Annotated in this window: 26 protein-coding genes; 13 read left to right on the plus strand and 13 right to left on the minus strand. The window is 62.8% G+C overall.

The annotated features are described in order from the left end of the window. Nucleotides 1-39 precede the first annotated feature (39 nt). Nucleotides 40-903, minus strand: coding sequence for a metallophosphoesterase (locus ACNHGR_RS09070; protein ID WP_475285543.1), 864 nt, complete (start codon nt 901-903; stop codon nt 40-42). An 82-nt stretch (nt 904-985) separates the two neighbouring features. Continuing rightward, a complete protein-coding gene (gene glmU, locus ACNHGR_RS09075) occupies nt 986-2,278 on the minus strand; it encodes a bifunctional UDP-N-acetylglucosamine diphosphorylase/glucosamine-1-phosphate N-acetyltransferase GlmU (protein ID WP_475288371.1) in 1,293 nt (430 codons plus the stop codon). A gap of 311 nt (nt 2,279-2,589) precedes the next feature. Between glmU and ACNHGR_RS09080 the strand changes: the two genes are divergently transcribed. Further along, nucleotides 2,590-3,258 carry an HAD family hydrolase gene (locus ACNHGR_RS09080; protein WP_475285545.1) on the plus strand — a complete coding sequence of 223 codons (669 nt, stop codon included), beginning with the start codon at nt 2,590-2,592 and terminating at the stop codon, nt 3,256-3,258. Nucleotide 3,259: 1 nt separating this feature from the next. Then, nucleotides 3,260-4,021, plus strand: coding sequence for an enoyl-CoA hydratase/isomerase family protein (locus tag ACNHGR_RS09085; RefSeq protein ID WP_475285547.1), 762 nt, complete (start codon nt 3,260-3,262; stop codon nt 4,019-4,021). Nucleotides 4,022-4,102: 81 nt separating this feature from the next. Here ACNHGR_RS09085 and ACNHGR_RS09090 read toward each other — a convergent pair whose 3' ends face one another. The 4 genes from ACNHGR_RS09090 to ACNHGR_RS09105 form a co-directional block, all read right to left on the minus strand. Further along, nucleotides 4,103-4,450, minus strand: coding sequence for a UrcA family protein (locus ACNHGR_RS09090; RefSeq protein ID WP_475285549.1), 348 nt, complete (start codon nt 4,448-4,450; stop codon nt 4,103-4,105). Between the two features lie 606 nt (nt 4,451-5,056). Beyond that, nucleotides 5,057-5,872, minus strand: coding sequence for a phosphotransferase family protein (locus ACNHGR_RS09095; RefSeq protein ID WP_475285550.1), 816 nt, complete (start codon nt 5,870-5,872; stop codon nt 5,057-5,059). A gap of 90 nt (nt 5,873-5,962) precedes the next feature. Beyond that, nucleotides 5,963-7,654: a hypothetical protein gene (locus ACNHGR_RS09100; RefSeq protein ID WP_475285552.1), complete on the minus strand. Its 1,692-nt coding sequence runs from the start codon at nt 7,652-7,654 to the stop codon at nt 5,963-5,965. A gap of 101 nt (nt 7,655-7,755) precedes the next feature. Beyond that, complete coding sequence (locus tag ACNHGR_RS09105) at nt 7,756-9,399, minus strand: hypothetical protein (protein WP_475285554.1); 1,644 nt, start codon at nt 9,397-9,399, stop codon at nt 7,756-7,758. Between the two features lie 216 nt (nt 9,400-9,615). Here ACNHGR_RS09105 and uvrA point away from each other — a divergent pair, with 216 nt between their 5' ends. The 6 genes from uvrA to ACNHGR_RS09135 all read left to right on the plus strand — a co-directional run bounded on the left by uvrA (nt 9,616) and on the right by ACNHGR_RS09135 (nt 15,428). Next, nucleotides 9,616-12,534, plus strand: coding sequence for an excinuclease ABC subunit UvrA (gene uvrA / locus ACNHGR_RS09110; RefSeq protein ID WP_475285556.1), 2,919 nt, complete (start codon nt 9,616-9,618; stop codon nt 12,532-12,534). Between the two features lie 170 nt (nt 12,535-12,704). Beyond that, a complete protein-coding gene (locus tag ACNHGR_RS09115) occupies nt 12,705-13,187 on the plus strand; it encodes a hypothetical protein (RefSeq protein WP_475285558.1) in 483 nt (160 codons plus the stop codon). A gap of 242 nt (nt 13,188-13,429) precedes the next feature. Continuing rightward, a complete protein-coding gene (locus ACNHGR_RS09120; RefSeq protein ID WP_475285560.1) occupies nt 13,430-13,579 on the plus strand; it encodes a hypothetical protein in 150 nt (49 codons plus the stop codon). A gap of 203 nt (nt 13,580-13,782) precedes the next feature. Next, the gene (relB, locus tag ACNHGR_RS09125; RefSeq protein WP_475285562.1) at nt 13,783-13,977 is read left to right on the plus strand and encodes a type II toxin-antitoxin system RelB family antitoxin; all 195 of its coding nucleotides are present in this window, start codon (nt 13,783-13,785) and stop codon (nt 13,975-13,977) included. After that, nucleotides 13,977-14,252 (plus strand): type II toxin-antitoxin system RelE/ParE family toxin, encoded by a 276-nt coding sequence (locus ACNHGR_RS09130; protein ID WP_475285564.1) that lies wholly within the window; start codon nt 13,977-13,979, stop codon nt 14,250-14,252. The genes relB and ACNHGR_RS09130 overlap by 1 nt, the downstream gene beginning before the upstream one ends. Before the next feature lie 87 nt (nt 14,253-14,339). Further along, a complete protein-coding gene (locus ACNHGR_RS09135) occupies nt 14,340-15,428 on the plus strand; it encodes a hypothetical protein (RefSeq protein ID WP_475285566.1) in 1,089 nt (362 codons plus the stop codon). A 7-nt stretch (nt 15,429-15,435) separates the two neighbouring features. Here ACNHGR_RS09135 and ACNHGR_RS09140 read toward each other — a convergent pair whose 3' ends face one another. Then, entirely contained in the window at nt 15,436-16,038 is a 603-nt protein-coding gene (locus tag ACNHGR_RS09140; RefSeq protein ID WP_475285568.1) for a hypothetical protein, read from the minus strand. Nucleotides 16,039-16,160: 122 nt separating this feature from the next. Here ACNHGR_RS09140 and ACNHGR_RS09145 point away from each other — a divergent pair, with 122 nt between their 5' ends. Together ACNHGR_RS09145 and ACNHGR_RS09150 are read left to right on the plus strand one after the other, a co-directional pair. Then, a complete protein-coding gene (locus ACNHGR_RS09145; RefSeq protein ID WP_475285570.1) occupies nt 16,161-16,376 on the plus strand; it encodes a hypothetical protein in 216 nt (71 codons plus the stop codon). Between the two features lie 164 nt (nt 16,377-16,540). Next, nucleotides 16,541-16,900 (plus strand): glycine zipper 2TM domain-containing protein, encoded by a 360-nt coding sequence (locus tag ACNHGR_RS09150; RefSeq protein WP_475285572.1) that lies wholly within the window; start codon nt 16,541-16,543, stop codon nt 16,898-16,900. Nucleotides 16,901-16,963: 63 nt separating this feature from the next. Here ACNHGR_RS09150 and ACNHGR_RS09155 read toward each other — a convergent pair whose 3' ends face one another. The 4 genes from ACNHGR_RS09155 to ACNHGR_RS09170 form a co-directional block, all read right to left on the minus strand. After that, entirely contained in the window at nt 16,964-17,896 is a 933-nt protein-coding gene (locus ACNHGR_RS09155; protein WP_475285574.1) for an electron transfer flavoprotein subunit alpha/FixB family protein, read from the minus strand. After that, nucleotides 17,893-18,642, minus strand: a complete 750-nt coding sequence (locus ACNHGR_RS09160; protein ID WP_475285576.1) for an electron transfer flavoprotein subunit beta/FixA family protein — start codon at nt 18,640-18,642, stop codon at nt 17,893-17,895. The genes ACNHGR_RS09155 and ACNHGR_RS09160 overlap by 4 nt, the downstream gene beginning before the upstream one ends. A gap of 97 nt (nt 18,643-18,739) precedes the next feature. Further along, the gene (gene sucC, locus ACNHGR_RS09165; RefSeq protein ID WP_311268378.1) at nt 18,740-19,939 is read right to left on the minus strand and encodes an ADP-forming succinate--CoA ligase subunit beta; all 1,200 of its coding nucleotides are present in this window, start codon (nt 19,937-19,939) and stop codon (nt 18,740-18,742) included. 147 nt (nt 19,940-20,086) lie between these two features. Continuing rightward, nucleotides 20,087-20,407, minus strand: coding sequence for a hypothetical protein (locus tag ACNHGR_RS09170; protein ID WP_221416916.1), 321 nt, complete (start codon nt 20,405-20,407; stop codon nt 20,087-20,089). A gap of 70 nt (nt 20,408-20,477) precedes the next feature. On the opposite strand from ACNHGR_RS09170, the gene ACNHGR_RS09175 reads away from it, so the two are divergent. After that, a complete protein-coding gene (locus ACNHGR_RS09175; protein ID WP_184266563.1) occupies nt 20,478-20,876 on the plus strand; it encodes a low affinity iron permease family protein in 399 nt (132 codons plus the stop codon). 77 nt (nt 20,877-20,953) lie between these two features. Further along, nucleotides 20,954-21,714, plus strand: a protein-coding gene (locus ACNHGR_RS09180; RefSeq protein ID WP_475285579.1) for an IS5 family transposase whose coding sequence is annotated in 2 segments (ribosomal slippage) — nt 20,954-21,287 and nt 21,287-21,714 — 762 coding nt in all. Because the reading frame shifts where the segments join, the coding sequence is not laid out codon by codon here. 17 nt (nt 21,715-21,731) lie between these two features. Here ACNHGR_RS09180 and ACNHGR_RS09185 read toward each other — a convergent pair. Further along, entirely contained in the window at nt 21,732-21,905 is a 174-nt protein-coding gene (locus ACNHGR_RS09185) for a hypothetical protein (RefSeq protein WP_184266566.1), read from the minus strand. A 114-nt stretch (nt 21,906-22,019) separates the two neighbouring features. Further along, nucleotides 22,020-23,228 carry a Na+/H+ antiporter NhaA gene (gene nhaA, locus ACNHGR_RS09190; protein ID WP_475285581.1) on the minus strand — a complete coding sequence of 403 codons (1,209 nt, stop codon included), beginning with the start codon at nt 23,226-23,228 and terminating at the stop codon, nt 22,020-22,022. 161 nt (nt 23,229-23,389) lie between these two features. Here nhaA and ACNHGR_RS09195 point away from each other — a divergent pair, with 161 nt between their 5' ends. After that, a complete protein-coding gene (locus tag ACNHGR_RS09195) occupies nt 23,390-24,778 on the plus strand; it encodes a glycosyl transferase family protein (RefSeq protein ID WP_475288373.1) in 1,389 nt (462 codons plus the stop codon). Nucleotides 24,779-24,801: the final 23 nt, after the last annotated feature.

Consider the following 24,801-nt stretch of genomic DNA (forward strand, 5'->3'; position numbering starts at 1 on the left):
AGGCAGTCGGGGGGCGACATCAAGAGCGCAAAGCATCGTTCATGCTGGCCGAATGGTAATCAGCCACAGGTCCGGCGGCGCCAGCATGCGGAACGGCGCGCTGCTCGTCCCCACCCCGCCCGACACGATCATCGTGCGCGCGCCATCGCGATACAGGCCGCAGGCATAGCGGGTACCATATTTCGACGGCACATAGGTGATGCCGATGAAGGGAAAGGCGATCTGCCCGCAATGGGTATGCCCCACCAGCGTCAGCGACCGGCTGTCCGGCAGTTTGGGAAACACGTCCGGCCCATGCGACAGGATGACCGGCGCGCCGCCCACCCGGTCGATCGCCGCCAATGTTCGGGGAATGTCGGGCTTGCGGGTATAAATGTCCTTCAGCCCCCCGATCGCCAGCGGCCCGCGCCGCACCGCCCGGTCCTGCAACAGGGTGATGCCCATGCGCGCAAAAGCCGCCTGCCAGTCCGCCTCGCTCAGCGCCCGGCGGTTCTTCCTGCTGCGGCTGTCATGATTGCCCAGCACCGCCACCACGCCGAGCGGCGCGCGCAAGCCCGCAAAGGGTGCGATGCTGGCCTGCGCATCATAGGTCGCCCCACCCTTGTCATCGCCGACATAATCGCCGCCCAGCAGGATGAGGTCGGGCTTCAGCCCATTGATCTGCGCCACTATTCGACGCAACCGCTCCGGGCTGTTGTTCGGCCCCGACAGATGGGTGTCGGTCAGCAGCGCGACCGTCATCGCCCTGCGCGGCGCATCGGCCGGGAAAGGGAGCACGATCTCAGCCCGCCGCACGATCGGCATGGCGCTGGCATTGTGGATCAGCCAGAGGGCAGAAGCCGCGACGAGCAGAACCAGCGCGGACAATGGCCAGAGAATTTTGCGGATCAACTCAGAGCCCATACTACCTCGTCATTGCGAGCGAAGCGAAACAATCCACCCGGCGCACCATGGATTGCCTCGCTCCGCTCGCAATGACGGATTCTCACTTAACCGCTTTCTTCGCCGTCATCCGCTCGCGAAACCGCGCCGCCCATCCGGGCTTGCCGACCTGCTCGGGCCGCACCAGACACAGCGCATCCGCCTCGACCGGCTTCGTCACCACGCTGCCCGCCGCCACGATGGCGCCCGCACCGATCGTGGCCGGCGCTACCAGCGCGCTGTTCGACCCGATAAACGCCCCCGCGCCAATCTCGGTCTTATATTTGAAGAAGCCGTCATAATTGCAGGTGATCGTCCCCGCGCCGATGTTCGCTCCCACGCCCACGCTGGCATCGCCGATATAGGACAGGTGATTGACCTTCGCCCCCTCACCCACGCTCGCCTTCTTGATCTCGACGAAATTGCCGACCTTGGCCTTGACGCCGATGTCCGCCCCCGGCCGCAACCGCGCATAGGGGCCGATATCCGCGCCGCTCGCCACGCTCGCCCCCTCCAGATGGGAAAAGGCATGGATGACGACATTGTCTGCCACGCTGACGCCCGGCCCGAACACGACATTGGGCTCCACCACCACATCGCGCCCCAGCACGGTATCATGGGCGAAGAACACCGTCTCCGGCGCCACCAACGTCACGCCATCGCGCATCGCCTCGGCCCGGCGCCGCGCCTGCCACACCGCCTCGACCCCGGCCAGTTCGATCCGGCTGTTCACGCCCGCCACTTCCCAGGCGTCCGTCTCGATCACCGCGCTCGTCCCGCCCGGCAGCATCACGATATCGGGCAGATAATATTCGCCCGCCGCATTATTGTTGCCGATCTGATCGAGCAGCACGAACAGGTCGGTCGACCGCACCGCCATCAGCCCGCTATTGCATAGCGTCACCGCGCGCTCGGTCTCGCTGGCGTCCTTGAACTCGACCATCTTCTCGATGATGCCCTGCCCGTCGGCGATGATCCGCCCATAGGCGGCGGCATCGTCGGGGCGGAAGCCCAGCACCACCGCGCGCGGCTCATCGCCCCGGCTGAGGCGATCCAGCATCGCCTGCATCGTCCCCGCGCTCACCAGCGGCACGTCGCCATAAAGGATCAGCACATCGCCCGCGAAGCCCGCCAGCGCATCATGCGCCTGTGCCACCGCATGACCGGTGCCCAGTTGCTGCTCCTGCACCGCGACGATCGCGCCGGTGCCGGCCACCGCCTTCTCCACCTGCGCGCGCCCCGCGCCCACGACCACCACCTGCCGCTCCGGCGCCAGTTCGCCGACGCTCGCCAGCAAATGCAGCAGCATCGGCCGCCCCGCAATCGGATGCAGCACCTTGTGAAGCGACGATTTCATCCGCGTCCCCTGCCCGGCGGCAAGGATGATGACGGCAAGCGGGCGATCTATCGAACTGGTCACGGCGTATCGGTCCTGTTTTCCTGTGCCCGGTCGCAACGATCCCTACCTGTCCCAAGCCCACACCCGTTCGGGCTGAGCCTGTCGAAGCCCCTTTTTTCTCCCCTCCCAGGGAGAGGGCATATGGCCCTTCGACTAGCGCAGGGTGAACGGGACTCGTGTAAGGATCGCGCTGTCGGGGCGAAACTTTCCCTGGCTCTCTGCCATGTTTGCCTTGCCTTTGCCACCATGCAGGCGGCATGGCTTGCGCCATGAGCAGCATCCCTTTCGACATTGTCGGCTTCGACCTCGACGGCACCCTCTTCGACACCAGCGGCGACCTCGCCGCCGCCGTCAACTATGCGATCGGCACGATCGGCCGCCCGCCCTTCCCGGTCGCGGCGATCCATCCCTTTGTCGGCAAGGGCGCGAAGGTGATGCTCCAGCGCGCGCTCGACGCGTCGGGCGGCTATGACGAAGAGACGCTCGCCACCCTGCTCCCCATCCTGCTCGATTATTATGAGCAGAATCTCGCCATCCACTCCATCCCCTATCCCGGCCTGCTCGCCGCGATGGACGCGCTGACCGACGCGGGCGTCAAGCTCGCCATCTGCACCAACAAGGCGGAACGCTTCACCATTCCGCTCATGCATCAGATCGGCCTGTCGGACCGCTTCGCCGCCATTGTCGGCGGCGACACGGTGGGCGTGGCCAAGCCCGACCCGGCGCCCATCCATGCAATGATCGCCCGCGCGGGCGGCGGCCGCACCATCTTCATCGGCGATACGATCAACGACATTGCCGGCGCGAAAAATGCCGGCATCGCCAATGTCGCTGTCAGCTTCGGCTTCCTCGACGGCCCGGTCGAAAATCTGGAGGCGGACGCCGTCATCCATCATTTCGACGAACTGGTCCCGCTGCTACAAAACTGGCCCGCCTGACATGGCCCTGCGGCTGGAACAGGACGGCCCGGTCGCCCGGTTGCTGATCGACCGGCCCGACCGGCGCAACGCCATGACCCAGGCGATGTGGGAGCAACTCCCCCACCTCGTAGGTCAAGCGATGACGGATGATGCCATCCGCGTCCTGATCCTCGCCTCCGCCACGCCCGGCCTCTTCTGCGCGGGCGCCGACATCCACGAATTTGCGACCTGCTCCGGCGATGAAGACTGGCGCGTCGCCAATCAGACCGCGATCCGCGCCAGCCAATATGCCCTCGCCCATGCCGAAAAGCCGGTGATCGCCGCAATCGACGGCGATTGCGTCGGGGGGGGCTGCGGCCTCGCCATCGCCTGCGACCTGCGCATTGCATCGCCGACCGCGCGCCTCGGCATCACGCCCGCCAAGCTCGGCATCGTCTATTCGCTGTTCGACACGAAATTGCTGGTCGATCTGGTCGGCCCGGCCCGCGCCAAGCGCATCCTCTTCACCGGCGCGCTCCACAGCGCCGAAGACGCGCTGGCGATCGGCCTGATCGAGGAGATCGCGCCCGATCCCCTGAGCGCTGCCGACACGCTCGCCCGCACCATCGCCGCCAACGCCCAGCACAGCGTCCGCGCGTCCAAAGCCATCATCCGCCGCATCCTCGACGGGCAGGCAGACGACGACGCCACCACGCTGGCCCTGTTTCGCGATGCCTTCACCCTGCCCGACTTCGCCGAAGGCGTCGCCGCCTTCCGCGCCAAGCGCCGCCCGGATTTCTGACGCTCCAAAACCGCCAGCGACGCAAAAAGGCCCGGCGCTAACCGGGCCTTTGTCGCGGGATCATCCGCATGGGGCGAAGGATCAGTTCCCCACCACCGGGCGAATGTCCTTCTTGCCCGCATCGGCATAGCGCTCGCCGGTTTCGGCGCGGGCGATGGCGGCGTTGATCGGCGCCTGCACATGGGCAATCGCCTTGGCCTTGCAGTTCATCTGTGCCTGAAGGTCCATCGAAGAACAGACGCGGTTGGCGCCGCGGGCGATCCGGCTGCGCAGCTGCTGCTGATGCGTGGCTTTGGAAAGGTCCAGGTCGCCATGATAGACGCCGGTGGTGCGGCCATTGGACTGGAATTCCTGCGCGGACGCGGCACTGGCACTCGCCAACAGGGCGACAGAGGCAAAAGCGGCGGCGATTTTGGTCGAAACGAACATGGGGCTATCTCCTCGAAAATCTGTTGTGGCCGGCACGCCGCCAAGGGGGGCTGCGCGATGCGCCGGGGTGCGAACGGGCGGAGCCAGGCGGTCTTTCAGGGTCGGCGCCTGAAAGAAGGTCGGCTTCCCGTTCGCCCCCTCTTGTTACGCTCCCGATCCGCCCGGCGCCTGCCCGCTTCGACCCGGCAACGCGGTCCGTCGGCCAACGACGGACAAGCCGACCAAGCGCAGACGAACGCGGACGAACGGCGGTACGAACGACATCTGCCGCGTCTGCAAACGACATTTCCGTAAGGGAATCGGCGCGAATCGCGCGGACATGAAAACGCCCCCGGCGCAAGGGATGCCGGGGGCGTATCCAGATGCTGTCGGGCACTCCGGATCAGGATAAACTCTGTGATGGGGAGACGACGCCATATGCGGTGAACCGTCGCTTAACGGGTGCAACCCGCGCTCGCCCTATGCCGCCATCATAGCGTCAGGATGATGACGATCGCCGCCGGTTCGATGATCCGCGCATGCGCGGCGCCCGGCAGCATGCCAGGGGGATGAACGGCGCTCAGCGCGCCACGAACGACATGCCGCAGGGTTTCAGGCGCCCAAAATTCAGGCGTCGACCGGCGGCAATCCGGCCGCAGCCAGCGCGTCCGCTAGATAGCACGCAAAGCCATCGTCGCGCGCCGGCAACCGGTGCCGCGTCCACGCCAGCGCCACCAGCGGCCGCCACGCCGCCAGCGCCTCCGGCTCCATGCCGGTCAGCGCGCGATAGCGCTTGATATAATAGGCCGCCGCCCGGTCCCGCACCTGCTCCTCCCACCAGCGGCCGGTCTGGCCGGGGCCAAAGCGCATCAGCATCTCGCTGCGCACCACATCGGCCGGCCAGGCCGCCCGCGCCGCCCGCGACCAGTCGACCACAGCCAGTCCCTGCGGCGTCACGATCAGATTGGCCGGATGCAGGTCGCCATGCGACAGCCTGTCCCCTTCGATCAACTGGTCCAGCCGCTCGATCGCCGCCGCGCGCAGCGTTTCGCCGACCGGCGCCGCCTCGATATCCTCGACCAGCAATTCCTTGCGACTGCGCAGCAACGGAATGTCCTGCGCCTGGATCTGCTGCTGCAATCGCGCCATCGCCTTCAGCGCCCAGCGCCAGCGCCACGGCCGCTCGCGCAGATAGGCCAGCAGGTCCGGCCCCTCGATCCGGGTATAGATGATGCCCTGCCGTCCGCCTGCATCGCGCAGGTCCAGCGCCTGCGCCACCGGCAGGTCGGTCGCCTGGATCACCTGCATCAGCTCATATTCTCGGTCCACGATCGCCGGGTCAATCCCCGCGTGAAACAGCTTCAGCACGCGCCTGCCGTCCAGCCGGAACACCTCGGCGCTTTGCCCGGCTGCAACGAAATCGGACGGATCGGGCAGGTTCATCCCCGCGCCTTGCCCCAGCGCGGCCGGATTGGCCAGCCTCTTTCACGCGAGGCTGGCCAGAGCGAAACTCAGACCACGCCCCATCATGCCTCAATTCCGTTCCCGCCGCGGCCGTCCCGGACCATCGCCGCGTTCGGCTCGCTGCGCCAGACGCTGCGCCCTCTCACCGGCGCGCTGCTGCGCCTGCATCGGCTGCCGCACGGCCTGCTGCTGCTGCGAACGCGCCGCGCGCTCGGCCTGCCGCGCCTGCGACTGGCGCGCTTGAACTTGCCGGGCCTGTACCTGACGCGCCTGCGCCTGCGCTTCGGTCCGCCGCGCCATTTGGCGCCGCTCGGCCTGAACCCGACGCTCCGCCTTACGCTGGGACTGCTCTTGGGCCTGACGCTGTTGCCGCGCAGCGCTCTGGCGCCCAGCCTGTGCAGCGGCCTGTGCACGGGCCGCCTGCCGCGCCCGTGCCTCATCGGCCCGCCGGGCGCTGCGGATCTGCGCCTGTGCCTGCCCGGTCCTGACTCGTTCGGTTTTGGCGCGCTCGGCCTTTACCCGCTCGACCTGCGCCTGCTGCCGCGCCACACGCTGCTGTGCCGCGCGCGCCTGCGCCGTGCGATCGGCCCGCTCGCGGCGTTCGGCCACCCGCTGCCGGGCCTGCACCTCACGGCGCTCGCCCGCACGGACGGCCTGCCGCTGTCGCTCCGCCATCAACGCAACCCGACGATCCTGCTGCTGCGCCCGCTGCTGCTGCGCTTCCCGTCGCAGCATGACGTCGCGCCGCTCGGCCAGCACGCCCCGCTCCCGCGCCGCCCGTGCCCGCCGGGCGTCATCCCAACGCCGATCCTGTGCTCGCCGATCCGCAATGGCCATCGCCCGTGCCCGGTCGCGCCGCGCATCCGCGCGCTGCTCCGCCGCATAGAAGCGCGGCGGCGGCGTGCGGAAATCATCGCGCTGCCAGCTGGCGAAGCGGGTGGCCGCCCGCTCGCGCACCTGCTGCTCGCGCGCCCAGTGGCGCCTTGCCCGGTCATCCTGCCGTGCCCGATAGCGGCGCCAGTCCGCCTGCTCGCGCCGCGCCCTATCCCATTGCGCCCGATCGTCGCGGATCGCCGCCCGCTGGGCCGCCCATTGCCGCGCCTCGATCCGCTCGCGATCGCGCGCCCGCGCCGACCGGCGCATGTCCCAGGCCCGCGCATAATAGCGCGACGCATAGCTTTCGCGCCGCTGCGCCTCACGCCATGGCAACGCCCGGCCGCCCCGGTCATAGACCACCACCAGCCGCTCGTCGCGATAGCCGTAGCTGTTCCACGGATCGCGCACCAGATAGGGGGCGTCGGCCCCCGGCTCATAATAATAATAGCGATAACCGCCGTCGATCGGCTCGGCATAGCGCAGATAATCGTCGCTGCTCTGCCAGGCCCAGGGCTGCACGCCGTCATCATAACCAAAGCCATAATCGGGCGGCGCATCGCCCAGCATGTCGGAAAACATGTCCGCCCGGTCGATCCAGGCATATTCGTCACCCTGCGGCCGGGCATAGGCGATCGGCCGTGCGGCGGGCAGCCGCTCTGCCGGCGGCGCATAGGCGGCCGGCGCCCCGCCGCCCGCATCCGCCAGCATCGGCTGCGCGTCGGGCAAAGGCGGCAAGCCACTGCCATTCTCGGCGAAGGCGTTGCTCCACGCCTGATCGGTCAGCGAAAAGGGCTGGGCCGGCTTGTCCTCCTTGCACGCGGCCAGGGCCAGCGACAGGGACAGCAGCCCGACGGCGGGCATATGACGAAACAACAGGACAGGCATCGCTTATCTCCTCGCGACCAGTCCCCCCGGTGATTGAAATCTGACGCCCTCAATGCCCGAACCGGCCTGAACGATCCGTGGCCGTGCCGTTCATGGGACTTTCATGGTTTCGCGAGCCCCAAAGCAATCAGTTCATCGCAATTTTTTGCCGCTAACAGGCCGGCATAGGCTGCCGTCGTTTCCGCCAGATCATCGGGTGCTGCCCGTGTCATCAGGGTTTGGAATTTCGTCGTGTCGAGAAACATGTCAGCTGTCACCGCTTTTGCACCCAAAGCCGCGCCGCCTGTGTCGATGCTCATGAAAAAACCGCCGACATAACCTGCGATCTTGCGCTGTTCGGATGCTTCGAACAGCGCATTGCCGGATGCACCCTTTTGAAGAGCATCATTCCAGGATGTGCTGAATTCTACGACGGACTTCAGCAATTCAAACTGCGCCTTATTCTTGTCCCCCGCCTTCGCGATTAGGGTGCAGGTACCGGGCAGCCCTGCTATCGCAATATTGTTGGCGTAAGTCCGCGCACGACCCACCACATCTTCCCAATCTCGCGTCAGATCACGAACCAATATGTCACCGCGCAACTCCTTGGTGGATGCCTGCAACACGGTATCGATCGCGGTAAGCGTCTTATTATCCGCTGAAGCACTGCTTTCGATCGCCGCCCGCAGGTCAGTTAACCGACGATTGACATAGGCCGCTTCCTGCGCACCCGCACCATGATTGACGATATTCACCGTGAAATATGTATCATCGGAAAATGGCCGCAGACCGGTTGCCGAACCAGCCTGGTCAAACTGCGTTACAAACAACTGCCCGCTATTATGGTCCAGTTCCAGATTGCGCCAGATGTGATCGACATTCCTTTTGTGCAGGCGGCGCAACACATATCGCCCCTCCTCAAAAGGCGCGGAATTATAGGAAATTTGTGCGCTCGATGGATCGAGTACAAAGCGATACTCAAATACGACGTCATCCTGGTTGCTCTCCAGCAGGCTTTTCCCCAGGTTCAGCAGGATATTGGCGGCGCCGCCGGTCGGTAATGCGCCGCTCGTCTGGCCAAGGCTCGCAAGGCTGCTCAGGAGCCCCTTCATTTCCTCACTGACCCGGTCCAGTTCCAGCACGATGATCTGTATGCCGACCGGTCTGCCGCCATAGGTTGTCGGTCCTGCGATCGGAATATTGCTGAAATTCAGGCCTTGGCCATTTTCAACGTCAGGACTGTAATAGATAACGCGCGCGGAATTCAGGCTCTGCGCATCCAGATCTACAAAGGCATTTTCCTGCGCTGATGCATCGGCAGGCTTTTCAGCAGTATCGGCGGTGGTGGCTGCAGCGTCTTTGGGCTGAAACTCGAATGCGCGGGCCAAAACCACGATCTCCGCCTGGGAACGAAAGGGATTTTTCCCCGCCATCAGTTTCCCGGGCGTGAAGGGAAGTTCTGAGACATATTTCATATATCCATAATCCAGCCTGATCGAATAGACTTCATCGGGCCTGATCCCCGGCTTGCGGGACACATTTTTTCGGAAAAGCTTGACGCCCAAAAGCGGCTTACAATGGTTGTTCCCGGCATCGCCGATCGTTTTCGGCATACAGTCCGCTGGATATTCGGCCACCCTCTTCGCAACATCTACCGGATCTTCAGCCCGACGATAGTCGATATAACCTGTTTCGAGCGAAGCGCAGGCACTCAACGCCATCAGAGCAAAAATAGACGAAAATTTACAATTGACCAAATCCTTCATTTCCGCCCCCTTCAGAAATCAATTATGACATAATACTTATTTTATCGGTATCTTTACAGATAATTTTGGTTCCAATCGGATAAGATGGCCAGAACCCGCAATCATGCTGCTTTGATCATCACGCAGCCTGCCCCTGCCGTCTTCACACCCTCGATCTTTACGATATGGGTTGGATAGCCTTGCCCCGCCCCTTTCGAACAAATATAGAACGACCGCATGAGTCTGACCCACATCTCCGTGCGCGGCGCGCGTGAACACAACCTCAAGGGCGTGGATGTCGATCTGCCCCGCAACAGCCTTGTCGTCATCACCGGCCTGTCCGGTTCGGGGAAAAGCTCGCTCGCCTTCGACACCATCTATGCCGAAGGGCAGCGCCGCTATGTGGAGAGCCTCTCCGCCTATGCCCGCCAGTTCCTTGAGATGATGCAGAAGCCCGATGTCGAGCATATCGAGGGCCTCTCCCCCGCCATCTCCATCGAGCAGAAGACCACCAGCCGCAACCCGCGCTCCACCGTCGCCACGGTCACGGAAATCTACGACTATATGCGCCTGCTCTGGGCGCGCGTCGGCATCCCCTACAGCCCCGCCACCGGCCTCCCCATCAGCGCGCAGACCGTCAGCCAGATGGTCGACCGCGTCGCGACCCTGCCCGAAGGCACCCGCTTCTACCTGCTCGCCCCCGTGGTGCGCGGGCGGAAGGGCGAATATCGCAAGGAACTGGCCGAATGGCAGAAGGCGGGTTACACCCGCGTCCGCATCGACGGCGAAATGATGCTGATCGAGGACGCCCCCGCCCTCGACAAGAAATACAAGCATGACATCGAAGTCGTGGTCGACCGCCTCGCCGTGGACGCCGACATGGCCACCCGCCTCGCCGACAGTTTCGAGCAGGCGCTCAAACTTGCCGACGGCCTCGCCTATGTCGACCTGGCCGAAGGCGTCGTCCCCGGCCGCGAAAATGAAGTTCAGTCCACCGACAAGAAGATGAAGGGCGCGGGCATCCCCCTGAACCGCATCGTCTTCTCGGAGAAATTCGCCTGCCCGGTCAGCGGCTTCACCATCCCCGACATCGAACCGCGCCTCTTCTCCTTCAACGCCCCCTTGGGCGCCTGCCCCGCCTGCGACGGCCTTGGCGAACGGCAGGAATTCGACCCCGACCTCGTCGTCCCCAACGAAGCGCTCTCGATCAAGAAGGGCGCCGTCGTCCCCTGGGCCAAGTCCAACCCGCCCAGCCCCTATTATATGCAGGTGCTCGGCTCCCTCGCGAAGGAGTTCGGCTTCAGCCTCGAAACCCCGTGGACCGACCTGCCGGGCGAAGTGAAGCTCATCATCCTCCACGGCACCGGCGGCAAGCCCGTCACCCTGCGTTTCCAGGACGGCAAGAAAAGCTACGAAGTCAAGAAAGCGTTCGAGGGCGTCATCGGCAACCTCAATCGCCGCCTGCTCCAGACCGACAGCGCCTGGATGCGCGAGGAACTGGCCAAGTACCAGACCGCCATGCCCTGCGAAACCTGCAACGGCGCCCGCCTGAAACCCGAAGCGCTGGCCGTGAAGATCGCGGGCGAGGATATCTCCGTCTCCACCCGCCGCTCGGTGGTGGACGCGCTCGCCTTCTTCACCACCCTGCCCGATCATCTGAACGACCAGCAGAGCCAAATCGCCAAGGCCATCCTCAAGGAAATCGTGGAACGCCTCGGCTTCCTCAACAATGTCGGCCTCGATTACCTCAACCTCGACCGCACCAGCGGCACGCTGTCGGGCGGCGAAAGCCAGCGCATCCGCCTCGCCAGCCAGATCGGCAGCGGCCTCTCCGGCGTCCTCTACGTCCTCGACGAACCCTCGATCGGGCTTCATCAGCGCGACAATGACCGCCTGCTCGTCACCCTCAAGCGCCTGCGCGACCTCGGCAACAGCGTCATCGTTGTGGAGCATGACGAGGATGCGATCCGCGCCGCCGACTATATTGTCGACATGGGGCCGGGCGCGGGCGTCCATGGCGGCACCATCGTCGCGCAGGGCACGCTGCCCGAACTGCTGAAGAACAAGGACAGCCTCACCGCCGACTATCTCAACGGCACCCGCCGCATCGAAGTCCCGGCCAAGCGCCGCAAGGGCAACGGCAAGAAGCTGACCGTCCACAATGCCCGCGCCAACAATCTGACCGGCGTGACCGCATCGATCCCGCTCGGCACCTTCACCTGCATCACCGGCGTCAGCGGATCGGGCAAGTCCAGCTTCACCATCGACACCCTCTACGCCGCGTCCGCCCGCGCGCTGAACGGCGCCCGCATCGTTGCCGGCCCGCATGACAAGATCACCGGCCTCGAACATTGCGACAAGGTGATCGACATCGACCAGTCGCCCATCGGCCGCACCCCGCGTTCCAACCCGGCCACCTATACCGGCGCCTTCACCAACATCCGCGACTGGTTCGCGGGCCTCCCCGAAGCGCAGGCCCGCGGCTACAAGCCCGGCCGCTTTTCGTTCAACGTCAAGGGCGGCCGCTGCGAAGCCTGTCAGGGCGACGGCGTGCTCAAGATCGAGATGCACTTCCTCCCCGACGTCTATGTGACCTGCGACGTCTGCCACGGCGCGCGCTATAATCGCGAAACGCTGGAGGTGAAGTTCAAGGGGATGAGCATCGCCGACGTCCTCGACATGACGGTCGAGGATGCAGTCGAATTCTTCAAGGCCGTGCCGCCCATCCGCGACAAGATGGCGATGCTCGCCGAAGTCGGCCTTGGCTATATCAAGGTCGGCCAGCAGGCCACGACCCTGTCCGGCGGCGAAGCCCAGCGCGTCAAACTCGCCAAGGAACTCTCCCGCCGCGCCACCGGCCAGACGCTGTACATATTGGACGAACCCACCACCGGCCTGCATTTCGAAGACGTCCGCAAACTATTGGAAGTCCTCCACGCGCTGGTCGAACAGGGCAACAGCGTGGTCGTGATCGAACATAATCTGGATGTCATCAAGACCGCCGACTGGATCATCGACATGGGACCGGAAGGCGGCGTGAAGGGCGGCGAAGTCGTCGCGGAAGGCACGCCGGAAAAGGTCGTGAAGGAGAAGCGCAGCTTTACCGGGCGCTATCTGGCGCCGTTGCTGGGACTGGAGGCTGTTGCGGCGGAATGATCGGTGAAACTTGTACCCGATATTAAACAATCGAATTTCCAGTCATTTTCACATCAAACGACAACGGAAAAACCGCAGAAAACTTAAGGTCAGCAGGCAATGGAGTCCAAAAGTCTCTACCAAACAACGAGCCGCTTGCATAAAAACTCCGCCTCCGATATGCGTATGGAATGGCGACAACGCTCAGGGACTTTATTGCGCAGCGCGAAGCTGAAATTAGGGACCAGCAAAAGGCCCTAAAAGCGGAATTGCGTGATCTTCAAATCGCAAAAAATGCTCTTGAATCTCAAAGTGGCTCAGAGAGTTCAAAAGCGCAGGGCACTACTTTGACCATTAAGGAGATGGCTCGCGAAGTCCTTTCTCATCAACCCAATGGGCTTAATTCAAGCGGCATTCTTGACGGTATTAAGAAGACGTTTGGCCGCGATGTTGAACGAACAAGTCTTTCGCCTCAATTGAGTCGATTGAAAGATGACGGTGAACTCGCACTTGATGGAGATGTTTGGTTTAGCGCTGACCATTATGCTTCAGCCCAAAGACAGTATCTCACACATCCTGTCGAAAACCCTTTTGATTCTCATCCTGTAGACCACGGCTTTGGCAACAACACATCGGTTCCATGGGACATAGATGATTCTGAGGTGCCATTTTGAGCGCACCTAAAAAGATTGAGCCGTCGCACGGAAAATCCGAGGACGGCTCAAAAATCGGGAAGGACTGCAATCCTTCCCTTTCCATCAACCCCCAAACCCCATTCGGCTAAGAAAGGAAGGTGCAAGCGTGACGGCGATATTACGAACCTAGCCGGTTGAACCGGCAGGCTCTGCGAAGCGCGAGCTTCACAGAGCCATGATCCTATTCGAATCTGAAGATTTCGTCAATTAAGGAGCATATCATGGCTAAGCGCAGCGCATGGCATTCGGCGAAGGCCGGGGTTCATCACAACGACACTAACTGCAACACCGGAAATAATATTGAGCGTGAAAATTTGCGCTCCGGTACCGGCGGCAAGCCGCTTTGTGCCGAATGCCAGAAGCTTGGCTAGCATCTAGCGCCATTGGTTAACGAAAGCCTGTCGGTTTGCTATCTAAAGCGGGCTATGCCCAACATAGAACTGGCGCCGGCAGGCCTTTTTTAATACGATGATAGTTTAATCAAACTCTGGATTCCCACCAAACCTGATCCATATCGGACCAACCCACCCCCACCCCGATTGGCCCCGCCCGACCCATCTGCTACACTCCCCCCATGACCAAGCTCACCCCCATCGAGTCCGAGTTCGCGACGACCGAAGAAGCGGAAGCCTATGACGCATGGTTCCGTGCGGAGGTCGAGGCCGCGATGGCATCGGACGAACCCGACATTCCTCATGACGAAGCGATGGCCCGGATGCAGGCCATTATCGACCGCCGCAAAAAGGCAGACGGGCGCAAGACGGCGTAGTGCTGCCGGTCGTCTGGAGAGCCAGCGCTCTGCGAAAACTCGAAAGCGTCATCAACTATATCGAAATACGGAACCCGGCGGCGGCTGACCGCATAGGCGCTACAATCCAGCACGCTGCCGATCGCTTGCCTGACCATCCCTATCTCCACCGTCCCGGCCGTGTTCCCGGCACCCGCGAAGCCGTTGTCCATCCCAACTATATCCTCGTCTACCGCGTCATGACCGACCGGATTCAGATTCTTGCGCTCCACCATAGTCGCCAGCGCTATCCCTGACCTTTCCCCCACACATCCTATTTCCCTGTCCTACACGCCCCCTTTCTGCCCATCCTCCCGGCAAACCCCTTTTGCCCGGAGGCACGCATGTCCGTTCACGACCCCATCCTGCCCAGCGCCCATCCGCAAACCCGCGCCGATGGCTGGTCGCCCGCCCGCCAGCGCCGCTTTCTCGAAGTCCTCGCCTCGTCCGGCGTCATCATGCTTGCCTGCGAAGCGGTGCGCATCACCGCCCGCTCGGCCTATGCCCTGCGCACCCGCCATGACGGCGCGGCCTTTCGCCTGGGCTGGGACGCGGCGATCCTGATCGCCCGCGCGCGCCTCGCGACGGATTTGCTCGCCCGCGCCATCATGGGCAATGAAGAAACCATCCGCAAAGACCCGGACAATCACGAAATCACCCGCCACCGCCATGACAATCGCCTCGCCATGTCGATGCTGTCCCGGCTGGATCGCATGGCCGACAGCCCGCTCGAAGGGTCCGACGCCGCGCTCGCACGCGTCGTGGCGCAGGATTTCGCCGCCTATCTCGACATGCTCTGCCCCGAAGACGTCGCACAGGCGGAACTGGACGGCCTCGCCCTCCCCCGCACCGGCGCCGAACCCAGCGCCCGGACCATGGCCGATGCGCAACTGCTGGACGGATCGCGCCCCGACACGCCCGATCCCGTCGAGGAAGCCGTCGCCGCCGCCATCTCCCCCGGTGCCTGCGCCGCGCTCTTCATCGCCGCGCGCCTGCCGCTTGCAGCCGGCCAGAATCCGCAGATTCCCGTCGCCGATGAACGGTGTGAACTTCGCCCCGAACCAGCGCCCGAACCGGAGCCAAACCGGTCCGATCTGCCACCCGAAGACGCCGCCGCCCGGCTGCGCGGCCATTGGTGGAGCAGCCCGTTGCAGCGCTGGCGCACCGATTTCCCGCCTCCGCCCGGCTTCGATGGCAACGCTTCGAGCGAAGATTATGATGTGGACGAATATGATCGCGATCTGACGCCGGAAGAAATGGCATCGCTGGATGCGGAGCATGCGGCCTGGCTACACCCCTATGAGTTGGCGGCGGCGCGCGCCCGCGACATTTATTTCGGCTTCGCCCTTCCGCCGGAAACCGCGCAGGAAGCCACGACCGAACCGGCCTCGGACTTTGTCGCCTCGCCCGATTTGCAGCCCGAACCCGCCTGATCCGCGCTCAGATATAATCCTCCAATATACTGGTGCTCAGCAGGATCAGGTTGAGCGCGACCAGCATCGCCACGTTCCAGCGGCGATTATGGACGAATAGCAACGCGATCAGCAACGCGAACAGGCTCAGCGCCCCGCTGGCGTAAAAAAGGAAGCCGATCGCCCCCGCCGGCCCCTCCGGCGCCTCGGGCAGCGGCCGCACCGTGTCCAGCACGCCCTGGCCGATCATCGTGGCGATGTTGATGCCCAGCAACCCGCCGATCACCAGCCGGTTCTGCTTGTCGTACCAATCGTCGAAATCGGGCCATTGTTCCGGCTCGTCAGGGAAGATCACCGACGCGATCAGATGATACATGCCCACGATCGCGAGCACGACCACCAGCGTCAGGTAACTGGCATCCATCTGGTCGCGCATGCTGAACGCCGTGCCCCAGAAGCTCGTCAGGTCCAGCATCACGAACAGGCCCAGCAGCGGCGTCAGCCATCCGACCCGCACCGGCTTGGCGGCGCGCTTCATCTTCAGCACCCTGGCAAAGCCGCCCAGCACTTCGGCCACGGCCAGCCCCAGCAACAGCCCGAACACCGCGAACACCAGATCGAACGCCGACATGCCGCAATTCCCCCACAGCCCGCCGCAAGACTAGCGGAAAGCGCCGTATAGGCAATCGTCGTCGGAACCCCATCCGCACTGGCCGGTTATCCTTGCCGAACCCATCATCTACGGAGACGATCATGATCCGCACCCTGATCTTCGGCGCCATCGCCGGCTATGTCGGCAAGAAGCTCTATGACGAAGGCAAGCTGACCGAATTCAAGGACGATATCATCGCCCGCTATGGCGAGGCGAAGGCGAAGCTGGAGGAACAGCGCGCCGAAACCGGCACCGCGACCACGCCTGCCGCGCCGCTCGTCACCCCCTCGGCCGGCGCGCGCCCGCTGCCGCACTGATCCTTCCCCGACCCCGGCGGCTCTAGTCCCCCGCTCGCCGCCGGTTGCCGCCCGTTCGCCGCCATACCCCCTCTCATGGCCGCGACGGGCGGTTTCTTTTTGGGGAAACCATTGTCCTGCCAAAGGGTTGATGCGCCGACAGGGAGACAAAGAGGAGAACCCCTATGCGCAAACCGATCCTGGCTGCGGCCATCCTAGCGATGCTGCCGCTCAGCGCCTGCATGTCCGACGGCGGTGGCCGCGGCGGCTATGGCTATGACCGCCCCAGCGACCGCCGCGGCCCGCCCCGCCATCACCGCCGCCCGATCCGCGACAATGACCAGATCTACCGCGACCGCGACGGCCGCTACTATTGCAAGCGGGATGACGGCACCACCGGCACCATCGTTGGCGCCATCGCCGGCGGCGTGCTCGGCAACATCATCGCTCCGGGCGGTTCCAAGACGCTGGGCACCATCCTGGGCGGCGCCGGCGGCGCACTGGCCGGCCGTGCCATCGACAAGAACGACATCAACTGCGAATAAGCCAGCAACGAAAAAGGGCGCGGGGATCACTCCCCACGCCCTTTCCTACTGCGTAACGATGCTTTACAGCTTTTCGGTAAGTTCTGGGACGACCTTGAAGAGATCACCGACGAGGCCGATGTCCGCCACCTGGAAGATCGGCGCGTCCTCATCCTTGTTGATGGCGATGATGGTCTTGCTGTCCTTCATGCCCGCCAGATGCTGGATCGCCCCGGAAATGCCGACCGCGATATAGACTTCGGGCGCCACGATCTTGCCGGTCTGGCCGACCTGATAGTCGTTGGGGACATAGCCGGCGTCCACGGCGGCACGGCTCGCACCCACCGCCGCACCCAGTTTGTCCGCCAGCGGGAAGATCGTCGCCTCGAATGTCTCGCCGTCCTTCAGCGCCCGGCCACCCGACACGATGATCTTGGCGCTGGTCAGCTCAGGCCGTTCCAGCTTGGCGATCTCGGCACCCACGAAGCTGGAAATACCCTTGTCCCCGGTCGAGGCCACGGCTTCCACGACGCCCGAACCACCCTCGCTGGCTGCCTTCTCGAAGGCGGTGCCACGCACGGTGATGACCTTCTTGGCATCCTTCGACTTGACCGTCGCAATCGCATTGCCGGCGTAGATGGGGCGCGTGAACATATCTTCGCTCTCCACCGACAGGATATCGCTGATCTGCATAACGTCGAGCAGGGCGGCAACGCGCGGTGCGATATTCTTGCCGTTGCTGGTGGCCGGCGCGACGAAGGCGTCGTGGCCGGCCATCAGTTCGACGATCAGCGGCGCGACATTTTCCGGCAGCGCATGACCAAAGGCCGCGTCGTCGGCAACATGGACCTTGCCCACGCCGGCAATCCTTGCAGCCGCAGCGGCGACACCGTCGATGCCCGCACCGGCGACCAGCAGATGCACTTCGCCCAGCTTCGCCGCGGCGGTCACGGCCGAAAGCGTCGCGTCCTTGACCGCGCCGCCTTCATGTTCAACCCAAACAAGAGCCTTCGTCATGCTGCCACTCCCAGAGCCTTGAGCTTTGCCACCAGTTCGTCGACATCCGCGACCTTGACGCCGGCCGAGCGCTTGGGCGGTTCGGACACCTTGAGCGTCTCCAGACGGGTGCTTGTGTCCACGCCGTAATCGGCGGGCGTCTTGGTCGCCAGCGGCTTGGCCTTGGCCTTCATGATGTTGGGCAGCGAGGCATAGCGCGGTTCGTTCAGGCGCAGGTCGGTGGTGACGATCGCCGGGATATTGAGCTTCACCGTTTCCAGGCCGCCATCGACTTCGCGGGTGACATTCACCGTGTCGCCTTCGACCTCGACCTTGCTGGCGAAGGTACCCTGCGGCAGGCCCAGCAGAGCAGCGAGCATCTGGCCGGTCTGGTTGCTGTCATCGTCAATCGCCTGCTTGCCCAGAATGATCAGGCCAGCAGCCTCTTCCTCCTGCACCTTGGCGAGCAGCTTGGCCACGCCCAGCGGTTCAACCTCGTCATCCGTCTGGATCAGGATCGCCCGGTCCGCACCCATGGCGAGTGCGGTCCGCAGCGTTTCCTGCGCCTTCGCAACGCCGATCGATACCGCCACAACCTCGGTCGCCACGCCCTTTTCCTTAAGGCGAATGGCTTCCTCGATCGCAATCTCGTCGAACGGGTTCATGCTCATCTTCACGTTCGCCAGATCGACGCCCGTACCGTCCGCCTTCACCCGAGGCTTCACATTATAGTCAATCACCCGCTTCACGGGCACAAGGATCTTCATATCCAACATCCTCCTTATTAAACGCCAATACGGGCACGGGCGGACCGTTTCCGGTCCCCCCGCACCCTTTGGTGTATCGTTCAGGTTAGGGAGCCGATCAGGCTGCCTTCCTCACTTCCGCCACGATCTTCTTGGCCGCGTCGCCCAGATCGTCCGCCGGTACGATCGGAAGACCCGAATTGGCCAATATGTCCTTGCCCTGCTGAACGTTGGTGCCTTCCAGACGGACGACCAGCGGAACCGACAGGTTCACTTCCTTCGCAGCCGCGACGATGCCATTGGCAATGATGTCGCACTTCATGATGCCGCCGAAGATGTTGACCAGAATGCCCTTCACCGCCGGGTCCTTCAGGATGATCTTGAAGGCAGCCGTCACCTTTTCGGTGGTGGCGCCGCCGCCTACGTCCAGGAAGTTGGCGGGGAATTCACCGTTCAGCTTGATGATGTCCATCGTCGCCATGGCCAGGCCCGCGCCATTCACCATGCAACCGATGTTGCCATCCAGCTTGATGTAGGCGAGGTCATACTTCGACGCTTCGACTTCGGCCGCATCTTCTTCGGTCAGGTCGCGCAGTTCGGCGATGTCCTTGTGACGGAACATGGCGTTACCGTCGAAACCGACCTTGGCGTCCAGAACCAGCAGATTACCCTGTTCGGTCAGCGCCAGCGGATTGACTTCGATCTGCTCGGCATCGGTGTCGAGGAACGCGGCATAGAGCGACGCGGCAACCTTCGACGCCTGCTTGGCCAGATCGCCGGTCAGGCCCAGCGCGTTGGCGACGGCGCGGCCATGGTGCGGCTGGAAGCCCGAAGCGGGATCGACCGAGAAGCTGTGGATCTTTTCCGGGGTCGAGTGAGCGACCTCTTCAATGTCCATACCGCCTTCGGTCGACACGACGAACGCGATACGGCTGGTGGCGCGATCGACCAGCAGCGCCAGGTAGAATTCCTTGGCGATGTCGGCGCCATCGGTGATGTACAGGCGGTTGACCTGCTTGCCGGCGTCGCCGGTCTGGATGGTGACGAGCGTGTTGCCCAGCATGTCGGCCGAATGAGCCTTCACTTCGTCCAGGTTGAAGGCAAGGCGCACGCCGCCCTTGGCTTCGGGGGCCAGTTCCTTGAACTTGCCCTTGCCGCGGCCACCGGCGTGGATCTGCGACTTCACGACATAGAGCGGCCCAGGCAGCTTCTTGGCGGCTTCGACGGCTTCTTCGACCGTGAAGGCGGCGTAACCGGCGGCGATCGGCGCGCCATACTTCGCCAACAATTCCTTGGCCTGATATTCGTGAATATTCATGGGGCGTGCCCTTTCGCTGAAATCTGTGGTCAGCGGCTAAGCACAGCCGAAAGCAGGGCGCCAGAAAATTTCGCAAAATCACTTTGCAAACTTGCAAAGCTTGTAAAGCCAATTGCTCGGCAACAGCACCCGATCGGCTGATCCAGCCTAGAAAGCGCAGGACAGGGCCGAACTGCCGGCGACCGCAAAAATCTCGGGATCCTGCAAGGCACGGACCTTGTGCAACCATTGCTCGACACTCATCTTGCGGCTGTGAGATTTGCGGAGCGAGGCGAGCGACTGGAGCTTTCGCAACTGTATCAGGCTCAGCCTGTCCGCCATCCGCTCGGCCATGCAACCGGCCATGCGCGGCGACAGACCGGCCTCTTCAAGCCCGGATCGCAGCCGTGATTCGGGCGAGAAGGATGTGCAGGCGGGGAGGACGAGAAGGACTACCGCCAGAGCGGCGCAAAGAGAAAAGGATCGCATCGGGCCATCCATGGCCTTTTCCGGCTGAACAAGGAATAAGTGAAGCAACTTCGCAAAGAAAGAATCGCATATGGATCGGATTTTCGCGGTCTTGTCGCACCGCGTTGCCAGTTGGGCGGGTCAACCCTCTGCCTTCGCCCTTGCTCTCATCACCGTCATCCTCTGGCTGGTAACCGGCCCGATCTTCCATTATTCCGACACATGGCAATTGGTCATCAACACTGGAACCACCGTCGTCACCTTCCTGATGGTCTTCCTGATCCAGAATGCGCAAAATCGCGACGGCTCCGCCATCCAGGCCAAGCTTGACGAGTTGATCCGCGCTATGGACGCAGCCCGGAACGACTTCATCGGCATAGAACATCTGACCGAGGCGGAACTTCAGCGCATCAAGGCCGTGCTGGAACGGGAATGCGGTGACGACAAGACGCATCGCCTGGCAATAGACAGGCTGATCCAGCGACGCTGACCTAGGCTCAGGACCTATTAAATTGCTTGCGATGATGAGGATCGGTTGATTCAATGGCGTGGCGAGGAGGCGCTGCCATGAGTGATCTGATCTGGTTGTCGGAGGCGCAGATGCGCCGGATCGAGCCGTATTTCCCACTGTCGCACGGCGTGCCACGGGTGGATGATCGTCGGATCATCAGCGGCATCATCTTCGTCATCAGGAACGGCTTGCGATGGCGCGATGCGCCCGCCGATTATGGTCCGCCGAAGACGATCTATAATCGCTTCATCCGGTGGAGCCGGCTCGGGGTGTTCAACAAGATCTTCTCCGCCCTTTCCGCGCAAGGCGGCAAGCCCGACCAGTTGATGATCGATGCGACCCACCTGAAGGCGCACCGGACAGCGGCCAGCCTGCTTAAAAAGGGGCTGTTCCCAGACGTATCGGACGCACCAAAGGCGGCCTGAACTCGAAGCTCCATGCCGTATGCGACGACAAGGGCAGACCGCTGGTCATGCTGCTGAGCGAGGGCCAGATGAGCGACTACAAGGGAGCAGCCCTGATGCTCGACGCTTTGCCCCGCGCCAAAGTCCTGCTCGGCGATCGAGGTTATGACGCCGACTGGTTCCGCAACGCGCTCGCCGAACGCAACATCGCGGCCTGCATCCCGTCAAAGAGGAACCGGAAGATCCCGATCCCGCACAATGCCATGCTCTATCGCCAGCGCCACAAGATCGAAAATATGTTCGGCAGGCTCAAAGACTGGCGGCGCATCCATACCCGCTACGATCGATGCGCTCACACATTCATGTCCGCCATCTGTATCGCTGCAACCGTCATCTTCTGGATCAATCAATGAGTCCTGATCTTAAGCGATCAATGCGCCCTGACGATCAGCCTTTCATTTTCACGGCGATGTGCGTCGATCCGGTCGGTATAACCGCGTGCAAGGCTTTCATAAGCGTCACGCCCTTGCTGAGACCGCGAGGCCTGCGCCCGCATCAGCGACATCTGCTGACGGTGCAGCAGATAGTTTACATCCATCTCCATGGTCGCCCTCCTCCCGTACAAAGTGTAGAGATTGGTCGATTGGCCGATGCCGCTTCCGACTCGCAACATCAACGCATGAAGAATAGCATGGCTATCGCCGGTTAGCGAACCCGCTTATCGCACCCGTGAGGCACCCGAACGCGCGATCCAGCGGAGCATTGCATAGCCGGACAAGGCGGACAGCAACGACCCCAACAATATGCCGCCCTTTGCCTCCTCCACCAGCAGCGCATCGTTGGGGAAGGCCAGGGCACCGATGAACAGACTCATGGTGAAGCCGATGCCGCATAGCATTGCCATGCCATAGACTTGCCCCCAGCTTGCGCCGGCAGGCCGCTCTGCAATGCCCAGCCGGACTGCACCCCAGACTGCGCCGAAAATGCCGATTTGCTTGCCGAGAAACAGACCGAGCGCCACCCCCAGCGACAAGGGAGCGAACAGCATGGACAAAGCCTCCCCACCCAGGTTGAGCCCGGCATTGGCAAAACCGAACAGCGGTACGATCAGATAGGCACTCCACGGATGAATGGCATGTTCCAGCCGATGCAGCGGACTGTCCACCGCATCCGGCGCGCCCGGTGATGGACGAAGCGGCACTGTCATCGCCGCCAAGACGCCCGCAACGGTAGCATGCACACCGGAGGACAGGATCAGAAACCAAAGCAGCGCGAAACCTGCCAGATAAGGCCACAATATCTTTACGCCCAGACGGTTGAACGCAAACATGACTGCCAGCAGTAGCATTGCGCCGCCCAGCGCTAGCAGGTCGAGGCCGTGGCTGTAAAACAGGGCGATGATGGCAACCGCCCCCATATCATCAACGATGGCGACAGCGGTCAGAAACAGTTTCAGCGACGCTGGCGCGCGGCTTCCCAGAAGCGCCAGCACACCGATAGCAAAAGCAATATCGGTCGCGGCAGGTATGGCCCAGCCATCACCTAATGCGGGCTGCCCGGCAGTTATCGACATATAGACCAGGGCGGGAGCAGCCATGCCCGCCGCCGCCGCCAATATCGGCAGCCGCCGCTTGCTCCAGGTGGAAAGACCTCCGTCCAGAAACTCGCGTTTGATTTCCAGCCCGACCAACAGGAAGAAGATCGCCATCAACCCGTCATTGATCCACAAATGTGGCGTCATCGGTCCAATCCGCGGCGACAGTGTCGGCCCAAACGGCATATGCAGCAAGCCATGATAGACATGGCCTGCGCCCCCGGGCAGATTGGCCAACAGGATCGCTGTCGCTGCGGTAACCATTAGCAGGATCGCCCCGCCCGTCTCACCGGTCAGAAACGCACGCAATGCGGATGGACGTGGTCGATTCAATCTCTACTCCGTTACAAGCCGCCTCAACAAGCCAGGATCAGCATCTAATCCTTGTAATTTCCCAAAGGCTTCCCTGCAAAATATGCAAAAGACTTGGAACCGCCTGACGCAAATGCCATCCTCTTTCCGCATAGGGGGATGGGGGTCAAGTCTTGGGGGACATATTGACCGCAGGACTGGTTGCCCTGCATCGGGAAATCCTGCTTTTTGCGGTCGTCGGTCTGGCGATAGGCGGCCTTGACGATCTGCTGGTCGACTTGCTGTTTCTGTGCCGTCGTTGCTGGCGCAACCTTACCATTTATGTCCGTCACCCGCGGATGACCACTGCCACCCTGCCGTCGTCATACCGACCCGGCAGCATCGCCATCTTCATCCCGGCCTGGCGGGAAGCGGATGTGATCGGCCCAATGCTGCGCCATACACTGACGAGTTGGCCGGACGAAGACTTCCGGATCTTCGTGGGCATCTACCCAAATGATCCGGAAACTCTGGAAGTCGTGACCCCGATCGCGGCCGGCGATCCACGCATCATTGTGGGCATCAATCCACGCCCCGGCCCTACGACGAAGGCGGATTGCCTCAACATATTATGGGGCGCAATGCTGGCCATGGAGGCCAGCACCGGCCGACGTTTCAAAGCGATCGTGCTGCACGATGCAGAAGATGTCGTCCATGCCGACGAAATCCGCCTGTTCGATTTCATGATCGACCGGTTCAAGCTGGTGCAATTGCCCGTCCTGCCCCTGCCGGGGCGCGGCGGCTTGATGGCCCGTGCCATCGGCAACCATTATGGCGATGAATTCGCCGAAAATCATGGCAAGGCGCTGACCGTGCGTGAAGCACTGGGGGCCTCCATTCCGTCCGCCGGAGTCGCCTGCGCCTTTGAACGGGACATGCTCGGACAGTTGGTCGACCCTGCGCATGGCGGGCCGTTCGACCCCTCATCGCTGACCGAGGACTATGAAGCCGGACTACGCATTGCCCATATGGGCGGACGTGGCGTGTTCGTGCGGATACGCGATCGGACAGGCGCGCTGGTGGCTACCCGCGAATATTTCCCAGACACCATCCAGACCGCAGTAAAGCAGAAGGCACGATGGATGGTGGGCATATCACTGGCCGGATGGGACCGCATGGGCTGGCATGGTGGCCCGGCCGAATGGTGGATGCGCATCCGCGACCGTCGTTCCACTCTCGCTGCCTTCGTCCTCTTCGCTGCCTATCTGGCACTCATTCTTTGGGCGCTGCTTGCCGTGATCGACCTCGTGGCACCGCGCCATCAACCGCCCCTGCCCCCGCTGATCGAGAAACTGCTCTGGTTCAACCTCATCCTGATGCTCTGGCGCATGATGATGCGCGGGCTCTTCGTCGGTCGCGCCTACGGCTGGAGACATGGACTGATGGCGATCCCACGCACCGTCATAGCCAACTACATCGCCATATTGGCAGCCCGCCGGGCGATTTTCCTCTACGCCCGGTCGCTGCTGGGCGAACCGCTCACCTGGGACAAAACTCAGCATAGTTTTCCTGATCTGAAGACTAAGCCATGATCCGCGGCGCAAGCGGCCGTCCC

It is taken from the genome of Sphingobium sp. RS1 (genome assembly GCF_056156825.1).

Bases quoted from the DNA above. Each gene is read 5' to 3' on its own strand.
- ACNHGR_RS09105 (WP_475285554.1), bottom strand. From the start codon at position 9,399: ATGAAGGATTTGGTCAATTGTAAATTTTCGTCTATTTTTGCTCTGATG.
- ACNHGR_RS09155 (WP_475285574.1), bottom strand. From the start codon at position 17,896: ATGACGAAGGCTCTTGTTTGGGTTGAACATGAAGGCGGCGCGGTCAAG.
- ACNHGR_RS09175 (WP_184266563.1), top strand. From the start codon at position 20,478: ATGGATCGGATTTTCGCGGTCTTGTCGCACCGCGTTGCCAGTTGGGCG.
- uvrA (WP_475285556.1), top strand. From the start codon at position 9,616: ATGAGTCTGACCCACATCTCCGTGCGCGGCGCGCGTGAACACAACCTC.
- ACNHGR_RS09115 (WP_475285558.1), top strand. From the start codon at position 12,705: ATGGCGACAACGCTCAGGGACTTTATTGCGCAGCGCGAAGCTGAAATT.
- ACNHGR_RS09145 (WP_475285570.1), top strand. From the start codon at position 16,161: ATGATCCGCACCCTGATCTTCGGCGCCATCGCCGGCTATGTCGGCAAG.
- ACNHGR_RS09135 (WP_475285566.1), top strand. From the start codon at position 14,340: ATGTCCGTTCACGACCCCATCCTGCCCAGCGCCCATCCGCAAACCCGC.
- ACNHGR_RS09120 (WP_475285560.1), top strand. From the start codon at position 13,430: ATGGCTAAGCGCAGCGCATGGCATTCGGCGAAGGCCGGGGTTCATCAC.
- glmU (WP_475288371.1), bottom strand. From the start codon at position 2,278: ATGAAATCGTCGCTTCACAAGGTGCTGCATCCGATTGCGGGGCGGCCG.
- ACNHGR_RS09090 (WP_475285549.1), bottom strand. From the start codon at position 4,450: ATGTTCGTTTCGACCAAAATCGCCGCCGCTTTTGCCTCTGTCGCCCTG.
- ACNHGR_RS09100 (WP_475285552.1), bottom strand. From the start codon at position 7,654: ATGCCTGTCCTGTTGTTTCGTCATATGCCCGCCGTCGGGCTGCTGTCC.
- ACNHGR_RS09095 (WP_475285550.1), bottom strand. From the start codon at position 5,872: ATGAACCTGCCCGATCCGTCCGATTTCGTTGCAGCCGGGCAAAGCGCC.
- relB (WP_475285562.1), top strand. From the start codon at position 13,783: ATGACCAAGCTCACCCCCATCGAGTCCGAGTTCGCGACGACCGAAGAA.
- ACNHGR_RS09185 (WP_184266566.1), bottom strand. From the start codon at position 21,905: ATGGAGATGGATGTAAACTATCTGCTGCACCGTCAGCAGATGTCGCTG.
- ACNHGR_RS09080 (WP_475285545.1), top strand. From the start codon at position 2,590: ATGAGCAGCATCCCTTTCGACATTGTCGGCTTCGACCTCGACGGCACC.
- ACNHGR_RS09085 (WP_475285547.1), top strand. From the start codon at position 3,260: ATGGCCCTGCGGCTGGAACAGGACGGCCCGGTCGCCCGGTTGCTGATC.
- ACNHGR_RS09070 (WP_475285543.1), bottom strand. From the start codon at position 903: ATGGGCTCTGAGTTGATCCGCAAAATTCTCTGGCCATTGTCCGCGCTG.
- ACNHGR_RS09150 (WP_475285572.1), top strand. From the start codon at position 16,541: ATGCGCAAACCGATCCTGGCTGCGGCCATCCTAGCGATGCTGCCGCTC.
- ACNHGR_RS09140 (WP_475285568.1), bottom strand. From the start codon at position 16,038: ATGTCGGCGTTCGATCTGGTGTTCGCGGTGTTCGGGCTGTTGCTGGGG.
- ACNHGR_RS09170 (WP_221416916.1), bottom strand. From the start codon at position 20,407: ATGCGATCCTTTTCTCTTTGCGCCGCTCTGGCGGTAGTCCTTCTCGTC.
- ACNHGR_RS09160 (WP_475285576.1), bottom strand. From the start codon at position 18,642: ATGAAGATCCTTGTGCCCGTGAAGCGGGTGATTGACTATAATGTGAAG.
- sucC (WP_311268378.1), bottom strand. From the start codon at position 19,939: ATGAATATTCACGAATATCAGGCCAAGGAATTGTTGGCGAAGTATGGC.